General features: G+C 71.6%; 11 protein-coding genes. 5 read left to right on the top strand and 6 right to left on the bottom strand.

Annotated features, from left to right (window positions below; all coding sequences use genetic code 11):
• Nucleotides 1-482 precede the first annotated feature (482 nt).
• From VF746_09755 to thpR, 6 genes are all read right to left on the bottom strand, one after another.
• Nucleotides 483-959: a DUF393 domain-containing protein gene (locus VF746_09755; GenBank protein ID HEX8692693.1), complete on the bottom strand. Its 477-nt coding sequence runs from the start codon at nt 957-959 to the stop codon at nt 483-485.
• A complete protein-coding gene (locus VF746_09750) occupies nt 956-1,342 on the bottom strand; it encodes an OsmC family protein (GenBank protein HEX8692692.1) in 387 nt (128 codons plus the stop codon). The genes VF746_09755 and VF746_09750 overlap by 4 nt, the downstream gene beginning before the upstream one ends.
• A complete protein-coding gene (locus VF746_09745) occupies nt 1,339-1,587 on the bottom strand; it encodes a hypothetical protein (GenBank protein ID HEX8692691.1) in 249 nt (82 codons plus the stop codon). Before VF746_09745 ends, VF746_09750 begins: the two co-directional genes overlap by 4 nt.
• 20 nt (nt 1,588-1,607) lie before the next feature.
• Nucleotides 1,608-2,387 carry an SDR family NAD(P)-dependent oxidoreductase gene (locus VF746_09740; protein HEX8692690.1) on the bottom strand — a complete coding sequence of 260 codons (780 nt, stop codon included), beginning with the start codon at nt 2,385-2,387 and terminating at the stop codon, nt 1,608-1,610.
• Between the two features lie 238 nt (nt 2,388-2,625).
• Complete coding sequence (locus tag VF746_09735) at nt 2,626-2,964, bottom strand: 4a-hydroxytetrahydrobiopterin dehydratase (protein ID HEX8692689.1); 339 nt, start codon at nt 2,962-2,964, stop codon at nt 2,626-2,628.
• Nucleotides 2,965-3,055: 91 nt separating this feature from the next.
• The gene (gene thpR / locus VF746_09730; GenBank protein HEX8692688.1) at nt 3,056-3,616 is read right to left on the bottom strand and encodes an RNA 2',3'-cyclic phosphodiesterase; all 561 of its coding nucleotides are present in this window, start codon (nt 3,614-3,616) and stop codon (nt 3,056-3,058) included.
• A 439-nt stretch (nt 3,617-4,055) separates the two neighbouring features.
• Here thpR and VF746_09725 point away from each other — a divergent pair, with 439 nt between their 5' ends.
• The 5 genes from VF746_09725 to VF746_09705 all read left to right on the top strand — a co-directional run bounded on the left by VF746_09725 (nt 4,056) and on the right by VF746_09705 (nt 7,832).
• Nucleotides 4,056-4,904: a zinc metalloprotease HtpX gene (locus tag VF746_09725; protein ID HEX8692687.1), complete on the top strand. Its 849-nt coding sequence runs from the start codon at nt 4,056-4,058 to the stop codon at nt 4,902-4,904.
• Between the two features lie 231 nt (nt 4,905-5,135).
• Nucleotides 5,136-5,843, top strand: coding sequence for an NAD(P)H-binding protein (locus VF746_09720; protein ID HEX8692686.1), 708 nt, complete (start codon nt 5,136-5,138; stop codon nt 5,841-5,843).
• A gap of 37 nt (nt 5,844-5,880) precedes the next feature.
• A complete protein-coding gene (msrP, locus tag VF746_09715; protein HEX8692685.1) occupies nt 5,881-6,816 on the top strand; it encodes a protein-methionine-sulfoxide reductase catalytic subunit MsrP in 936 nt (311 codons plus the stop codon).
• Nucleotides 6,817-6,818: 2 nt separating this feature from the next.
• A complete protein-coding gene (locus tag VF746_09710; protein HEX8692684.1) occupies nt 6,819-7,469 on the top strand; it encodes a protein-methionine-sulfoxide reductase heme-binding subunit MsrQ in 651 nt (216 codons plus the stop codon).
• Nucleotides 7,470-7,523: 54 nt separating this feature from the next.
• Nucleotides 7,524-7,832: a hypothetical protein gene (locus VF746_09705; GenBank protein HEX8692683.1), complete on the top strand. Its 309-nt coding sequence runs from the start codon at nt 7,524-7,526 to the stop codon at nt 7,830-7,832.
• The last annotated feature ends 103 nt before the right edge of the window (nt 7,833-7,935 follow it).

Raw genomic sequence — 7,935 nt, 5'->3', positions numbered from 1 at the left:
TGGGCGTGTCCCTCCGCTGCGCTCCGGGCCGGGCTGCGCGCGCCGTAGGGCACGATACGACCGTGCCCAACGGCGCCGGGCCACCGCCGCCACGAAACCCCTGTGGCGGCGGCGTCCCGGCCCTGTCGGGCGCGCATCCCTTACGCGGGTCTCGTCGCGCGAGGTACCATGGGTGTCGCAGGGGCGAGCCTGCGAGTCCGTGCAGAGCAGCCCTTCCGCAGGTCCCGACCGATCGCGCACGAGCCGCCCCGCCGGTCGAGGCATGCCTCGCCCCTACGCGAGCCTCCAACCTCCGCGCCGGGTCGTAAAGTCCACCCTCTCCCGAAGTTGGGAGAGGGTTGCCGCTCTAAGGCGGCGGGTGAGGGCCCCCGCCGCCGCACCGACGTCCGCCTCTCGCACCAAAGCCACAGCCCCGGCCGACGCACCGTCGCCCGGGGCTGCTGCCATCATCGTCCGCGGTCCGGCTCGGCCACCGGACCGGCTCACGCGGCGGCGGCCTCCTCCTCTTCGTGGAAGTCCATCTTCCCCGTGCGGGTCACGCAGTGCTCGCCGCAGCCGAACTTGTAGCGGTTGCGCGCGAACCAGCGGTAGAAGCGGTTGAACAGCTCCCCGAAGAAGGGGACCTTGAACGCCCACCCCAGCAGCCCGCCGAAGGGGAGGATCTTCAGCAGCTGCTCGATGGCGTCGCCCCCCTGCCACGTCTGCCCGCCGGGCCCCACCAGCTGCATCGCCTCCGCGTAGGCGGACGCGGGGATCCAGGGGAAGCGGTCGAGGACCGTGGTGTTCTGGAAGGGGATCACCTCGATCTCGTTGCGGGTGTCCCACCTGCGCAGGAGCCCCACCAGCCGGTTGCACACCTTGCACTGGCCGTCGTAGACCACCGTCCATGGGCGGCCCGACCCGCAGGCCTCCGTCTCCTGCCCGGCGATCACGAAGCGGACCACGGGGAACGTCTTCATGCCGCCTTCGCCTCCGTCTTCACCTCGGTGGCGACCTCGGGCGGGTGCGCCAGCGTCACCTTCACCGTGCACATGTCGGCCACCCGCCTGGCCGCCGCCAGCCGGTTCTCCGGCAGCCCCGGCCACTCGATGTCCACCTCGTAGCGCGCCACCCGGTGCGGCTCCTCCGCGAAGCTCCACCCCACCTCCAGCGCCAGCCCGTCGGCGGGGAGCTTCGCGTGCGTGGCCCACGACTGGAGCACCGCGTAGGTGCAGCTCGCCAGCCCGCTCGCCATCATGTGGAAGGGCGAGTACGTCATGTCGGCCGAGGGCGCCTCGATGGTCATGGGCCCCCCGCCGCCGTCCAGCCGGATGCGCTCGTCCGAAAGCAGCGTGATCTTCAACCCTGTCCTCCCTCGTTCCGTCCTCCCGGCCGCCCCGCCCCGTGCTGCGGCGGGCCCGCGTGCGCGTGCGTGAACGCCGGCGGGTCGCTCGCCGGGAAGCTCTCGTCCGACGCTTCGTCCACCGTCTCGTCGGTGTGCCCGTGCTCCGCCTCGCGGTCGGGGCGGGCGGAAGCGGGGAGGTCGCCGTGCTCTCCCGTGCCCTTCACGGGCTCGGCCGGCGCCTGGTCGGTCGGCTCCGCGGCCATGGGCTCCTCCAGTGGCGGCATCACCCCTTCAGGAGCGACTCGCCGCCGTCGATCCAGATCGGCGTGCCGGTGATGTGGTCCGACGCGTCGGAGGCCAGGAAGAGCACCAGCCGTGCCACCTGCTCGGCGCTGCCGGGTCCGCGCTCCAGCGGCATGTGCCCCTCGGGGAACTCCACCGGCGTCTGCACCTTCTCCAGGTCGCGCTTCTCGGTGTTCTCGTCGATCTCCGTCTCGATGGCACCGGGGCAGATCACGTTCACGCGCACCTTCGACGGCGCCAGCTCCAGCGCCAGCATCTTGGTGAGCGCCACCTGCCCCGCCTTCGAGGTCGAGTAGGCCGTCGCCCCCGTGTTGCTGAAGATGCGCGTGCCGTTCACCGACGAGGTGACGATCACCGAGCCACCGCGCTTCTTGAGGTGCGGCACCGTGTACTTGATGGTGAGGAAGGTGCCCTTGAGGTTGATGCCGAGCGTCTGGTCCCACTCCTCGGGAGTCAGCTCCTCGATCGGCGCCCACACCCCGTTGACGCCAGCGTTGGCGAACACCACGTCGATGCGCCCGTATTCCTTCACCAGCTGCTCGACCGCCGCCTCCATCTCGTCCGGTTTCGAGATGTCGGCCAGCAGCACGGTCCCCTCCCCGCCCGCCTTGCGGATCTCCTCCACCACCTTGTCCAGGTCCTCGCGCGTGCGCCCGAGCGCCCCGATCCTGGCGCCCTCCTTCGCCAGCAGCAGCGCCGCCGCCCGCCCGATCCCCTCTCCCGCGCCGGTGATCAGCGCCACCCGTCCTTCGAGCTGCATCCTGCTCCTCCCTGGTTCCCGTGCTCCCTCGCGAAGCCCGGACCCCTCAGAGATTTTCGTACCAGCACACGAATCTGACCGGGTAATTCCCGTAGGGTCGAGGCATGCCTCGACCGGCAGATGCCAGCCCATGCGCTGGAAGCAGCCACTCGCGCCGGGCCGGCCTGTCTTCGGACTCGCATGCTCGCCCCTACGAAACGCGTCGTGCCATTCACCTCCAGAGTTCTTCATTACATGGCTACTTGAACCACCCCTCTTCCGGCCCCGTGAGCGCCCCGCCCGATGGCTGCCAGGTGGCGACCTCCTCGATGCGCCGGGCCAGCTCGAAGTCCTTGTCGGTGATCCCGCCCGCGTCGTGGGTGGTAAGCAGCACCTTGAGGCGCGGGTAGCTCAGGTGCAGGTCGGGGTGGTGCCACGCCGCCTCGCCCACGAAGCCGATGGCGTTGGCCAGCAGCAGCGTGCGCTGCCAATCCCCCGTCTCGAAGGTGCGGGTGAGGTGCCCCTCCTCGTGCTTCCACGCCGGCAGGTCGCGCTGGAGGCGCTCGGCGATCTCGCGGTCGGTGTAGGGGATGCTCATCGGCTGACGCTCCGGGGCTGAAAGGTGGGAACTGCAGGGGACAGGGAACAGCCTGCAAATAGCAACGGTCCCGCTGGCTGTCCCCTGTTCCCTAGGTCAGCGGAAAGCTCTCCATCCGTTCGTAGCGCGGCGGCCCCCCGCCCAGGTGGCTGCGGAAGAGGACGAACGAATCCACGGTCATCCGCCCGCCGAAGGGCCTCGCCGTCTGCACGTCGCGGCGCAGGTCGGCCGGCGGGTTGAGGCGGCTGAGGGTGAGGTGCGGCGAGAACTCCTTCTCCTCGGGCGCGAACCCGGCGTCCCGCGCCGCCTGCTCGACCTTCGCCGCCAGCGCGCGGATCTCGTCCCTCCCCTCGCCGACGCCGACCCACAGCACCGTCGCCCGCGCCGGCCGCGGGAACGCGCCCAGCCCGCCGAAGGAGAGCCCGAACGCCGGCCCGGCTCCGGTCTCCCGCAGCCCCTCCACCAGGCGCCGGTGCCGCTCCGCGTCCGTGTCGCCCAGGAAGCGCAGCGTCAGGTGCCAGTTCTGCGGCGGCACCGGCTTCCCCGGCACCCGCTCGCCGAACGTCGCGCGCAGGTGCGCCTCCAGCGCGCTCCGCACCTCCCCCGGGATCGGCACCCCCACGAACAACCGCCCCACGCTGGATCGATTCATCTTCCCCACCCTCGACAGGCTCTTGACGCACGAAGCCAGCCCTGATTACTCTCAAGGCGCAAGAAGAGATAACCTGTGGGGAGTAGCCCGCCGGCGGAAGCGTGATCGCGCCGCCGGCACCCGCGGGCCGTCAAGACGGGGCGTCCGGCAGGCGCCCCCGGCCCGCGGGGAGGCCCGGAGCGGACCTCGGCGAGACCACTACGACACGCAACGTGCCGTAGGGTCTCGCTTTTGTTTTGCCCTGCGGCCACACGCGGGAGGACACCTGGCGGACAGCAGCTGGTCCTGGGACGGCGGAGGGGCCTGCCAGCGTGGCGGGAACATTAGGGCACGCGCGTTGCCGGAACGCGTAACCGTCAACGGAGTAGGCAGATACGGCATCCGCGGGGCGGGATCGGCTGATCGTGACCGCGGGGCTTCGCACGCAACGGAGAGAACGATGAACAACGTGAAGGTCTTCCTGCTGATGGCGGCCATGACGGCCCTGCTCGGCGCGCTGGGGAGCGCGTTCGGCGGCCAGAGCGGGTTGATCATGGCGCTGGTCTTCGCCGGGCTGATGAACTTCGTGATGTACTTCGCCTCGGCGTCGATGGTGCTCCGGATGTACGGCGCCCGCGTGGTGGGGCCGCAGGAGGCGCCCGAGCTGTACGCCATGGTCGACCGGCTGCGGCAGCGCGCCGGCCTGCCGATGCCCACCGTGGCCGTGGCCCCGCACGCGCAGCCCAACGCCTTCGCCACGGGGCGCAGCCCCGAGCACGCGGTGGTCTGCGTCACCGAGGGGATCATGCAGATCGTCTCGCGCGAAGAGCTGGAGGGGGTGATCGCGCACGAGCTGGCGCACGTCAAGAACCGCGACATGCTCCTGCTGACGATCACCGCCACCCTGGCCGGCGCCATCAGCAACCTGGCGCACTTCGGCCTGTTCTTCGGCGGCGACGAGGACGACAACCCGGCGACGGGGCTGCTGATGGTGATCCTGGCCCCGATCGCCGCCATGCTCATCCAGCTGGCCGTCAGCCGCCAGCGCGAGTTCAAGGCCGACGCCGTGGGCGCCCAGATCAGCGGCCGCCCGCTGGGGCTGGCGAACGCGCTGCGCAAGCTGGACGCCGCCGCGCACCGGATCCCGATGCACGTCTCCCCCGCCGTGGCCCCGCTGGCCCAGGTGAACCCCCTGGCCGCGTTCGGCGGCGGCCTGACGAAGCTGTTCTCCACGCACCCGCCCACCGAGGAGCGCGTCGCCCGCCTGGAGGCGCTCGCCACGCGCACGGATCCGCGCCTGGCCGCCTGAGCGTATCACGGGGCGCGGGGGGACCCATCCCCCCGCGCCCTTTGCTTTTTCGCCGCGGAACACGCTTCGTAGAAACGCGGTTGCGAGCCGCATCGGCACCGGCCCGCGAAGCCTCGCCCGCGCCGGACTCCGCGTCCACGACGAAGGTTGTCGGCGAGGCTTCCTGCAGTTGTTGCCGCGGCTTCAGCCGCCCGGCAACGGCGCGAGGCCGGCCTCCACGGAGGAGACTCCATGCCCGCGACGAACGTCTTCCTCACCGGCGGCACCGGCTACATCGGCCGCCGCCTGGTCCCCGAGCTGCTGGCCCGCGGCCACACGGTGCGCGCGCTGGTCCGCCCCGGCTCGGAGGGGAAGCTGCCGCCCGGCTGCGAGCCCGTCGTCGGCGACGCGCTGGACCGGGCGACGTTCGCGCACCGGGTCCGCCCGGGCGACACCTTCGTCCAGCTCGTCGGCACCCCGCACCCCAATCCCCGCAAGGCCGCGGAGTTCCGCCGCGTGGACCTGGTCTCCGCCCGCGAGTCCGTGGCCGCCGCGAAGGCCGCCGGCGCGGCGCACTTCGTCTACGTGAGCGTGGCGCAGCCCGCCCCCGTCATGCGCGCCTACCAGGAAGTCCGCGCCGCGGGCGAGGCGATGATCCGCGAGGCGGGGCTCGACGCCACCCTCCTGCGCCCCTGGTACGTCCTGGGCCCCGGCCACCGCTGGCCGTACGCGCTGGTCCCGCTCTACCGGCTCCTGGAGCGCCTGCCGCCCACGCGCGACGGGGCCCGGCGCCTGGGGCTGGTGACGCTGGAGCAGATGGTCGCCGCGCTGGTGGAGGCCGCCGGGAACCCGGCGCGCGGCGTGCGGATTGTCCCCGTGGAGGAGATCCGCCGGGCGCGGCTGGCGCCCGTCGCCGCCGCGCCGTCCGCCCGGAACACCCCCGCCGGTGCCGCGCTATAAGCTCGCTCCCCCGGCGAACCCTGTGGAAGGCAGTGCCATGCTGATCAAGCACCCCGACGACATCCCGTCTTCCGAGATCACCCCGGAGCGGCTCCACCTGGACCGGCGCGAGTTCCTGGCGACCGCGGCGGCCGCCCTGGCCGTGGCCGCCGCGCCCGCGCTCGCCGCCGGCCAGGGCGCGTCCCGGGACCAGGAGGAGGACGCGCAGGAGAAGGACAAGCCGAACTCGTGGGAGCAGATCACCGGCTACAACAACTTCTACGAGTTCGGCACCGACAAGGAGGACCCCGCCCGGTATGCGCCGCGGCTCCTGCGCACCCGGCCGTGGACCGTGGTCGTCGACGGCCTCTGCCGCAAGCCGGGGCGCTACCTGTACGAAGACCTGGTGCGCCCCCACCGCGTGGAGCACCGCGTCTACCGGCTGCGCTGCGTGGAGGCGTGGTCGCTGGTGGTGCCCTGGGACGGGATTCCGCTGCGCGACGTGCTCCGCCGCGCCGAGCCGCTGCCGTCCGCCAAGTTCGTGGAGTTCACCACGCTGCACGACCCGCGGCAGATGCCGGGGCAGCGCCACGACGTGCTGGAGTGGCCGTACACCGAGGGGCTGCGCCTCGACGAGGCCATGCACCCGCTGACGCTGCTGGCGACGGGGATCTACGGCCGGGCGCTCCCGGCGCAGAACGGCGCGCCGCTGCGGCTCGTCGTGCCGTGGAAGTACGGCTTCAAGTCGATCAAGTCGATCGTGCGCATCCGCTTCACCGCCAGCCAGCCGCGCACCGCGTGGAACGTGGCCGCGCCCAACGAATACGGCTTCTACGCCAACGTGAACCCCCAGGTCGACCACCCGCGCTGGAGCCAGAAGCGCGAGCGCCGCATCGGCGAGTGGCTGAGGCGCCGGCCCACGCTCATGTTCAACGGCTACGCCGACCAGGTGGCCTCGCTGTACGCGGGGATGGACCTGCGCCGCAACTTCTGACCGTGCCGCTCTCCCCGCGCGCCGAGCGCGTCTCAAGCCGTCTGCTCAAGCCCGCCGTCTGGACCGGCGGGCTTCTGCCGCTCGCCCTGCTCGCCGGGGCGGTCCTCGCCGGGACCGTCTCCCAGGACCCGATCGAGGACGTGACGCACCGGACGGGGAAGGCCGCGCTCACGCTCCTCCTGGTCACGCTGTCGATCACCCCGCTCCGCCGGCTCAGCGGGTGGAACGGGATCGTGGCGGCGCGGCGGCCGCTGGGGCTCTTCGCCTTCTTCTACGCCTGCCTGCACCTCCTCGTCTACCTCTTCGACCAGTCGTTCTCCTGGGGCTTCGTCGTGGAGGACGTGGCCGAGCACCCGTACGTGACGGCGGGCGCGGCCGCGCTGGGAATTCTGGTCCCCCTGGCCGTCACTTCCACGAAGGGATGGATCCGCCGGCTCGGAAAAGGCTGGCAGAAACTCCACCGTCTCGTTTATCTTGCGGTGGGCCTCGGCGTCATCCACTTCCTGTGGGGAGTGAAGAAGGACGTCCGCGAGCCCCTGATCTACGCCGCGGTGTTCGCCGCGCTGATGGCCTTCCGCCTCCCGCTGCTGCGCGGGAAGAAGCCGCGGAAGGCGGCACGGCGGCCTGAAACCGCGGTCCACACCCCGGCGTAGGTGCCCGGGCCGGAACCCCCGGCCGTGGCCGAGCAAGCGTTGCAAGGAGCCTCGATGAGCCCCGAGACCTACCTGACCATCGTCATGGTCACCGCCATCCTCACCTGCGGCGGCGTCCTGATCTTCCGCCCGATCTCCAGGCGGCTCGGCGCGCTCCTGGAAGTCATGACGCAGCAGAAGATGAAGACCGGGGCGGCGGAGCCGGGCGAGACGGCGCGCATCCGCGAGCTCCTCGTCTCCATCGACAGCCGGCTGACGCTCCTGGAGGAGCGCCAGGACTTCGCGGAGGCCCTGATGTCGGCCGGCGACACCAAGCTGCTCTCCATCCAGAGCGCGCAGCACGCGCAGGAGCGCAACAACTAGCGGCACACCCGTTCAGCGTACCGGCAGCCCCAGGGGGCCTCGCGGACGCGAGGCCCCTTCTTCTTTCGGTTGGATCGATTGGATCGGCGGACGAGAAAGGCAG

Origin of the sequence: Longimicrobium sp. (assembly GCA_036389795.1) — a bacterium.
Lineage (GTDB): Bacteria > Gemmatimonadota > Gemmatimonadetes > Longimicrobiales > Longimicrobiaceae > Longimicrobium.
This window is presented reverse-complemented; position numbering and strand designations above follow the sequence as displayed.

Coding starts and splice junctions, on each gene's coding strand:
- VF746_09705 (HEX8692683.1), top strand. CDS start 7,524: ATGAGCCCCGAGACCTACCTGACCATCGTCATGGTCACCGCCATCCTC.
- VF746_09725 (HEX8692687.1), top strand. CDS start 4,056: ATGAACAACGTGAAGGTCTTCCTGCTGATGGCGGCCATGACGGCCCTG.
- VF746_09735 (HEX8692689.1), bottom strand. CDS start 2,964: ATGAGCATCCCCTACACCGACCGCGAGATCGCCGAGCGCCTCCAGCGC.
- VF746_09740 (HEX8692690.1), bottom strand. CDS start 2,387: ATGCAGCTCGAAGGACGGGTGGCGCTGATCACCGGCGCGGGAGAGGGG.
- thpR (HEX8692688.1), bottom strand. CDS start 3,616: ATGAATCGATCCAGCGTGGGGCGGTTGTTCGTGGGGGTGCCGATCCCG.
- msrP (HEX8692685.1), top strand. CDS start 5,881: ATGCTGATCAAGCACCCCGACGACATCCCGTCTTCCGAGATCACCCCG.
- VF746_09720 (HEX8692686.1), top strand. CDS start 5,136: ATGCCCGCGACGAACGTCTTCCTCACCGGCGGCACCGGCTACATCGGC.
- VF746_09755 (HEX8692693.1), bottom strand. CDS start 959: ATGAAGACGTTCCCCGTGGTCCGCTTCGTGATCGCCGGGCAGGAGACG.
- VF746_09745 (HEX8692691.1), bottom strand. CDS start 1,587: ATGGCCGCGGAGCCGACCGACCAGGCGCCGGCCGAGCCCGTGAAGGGC.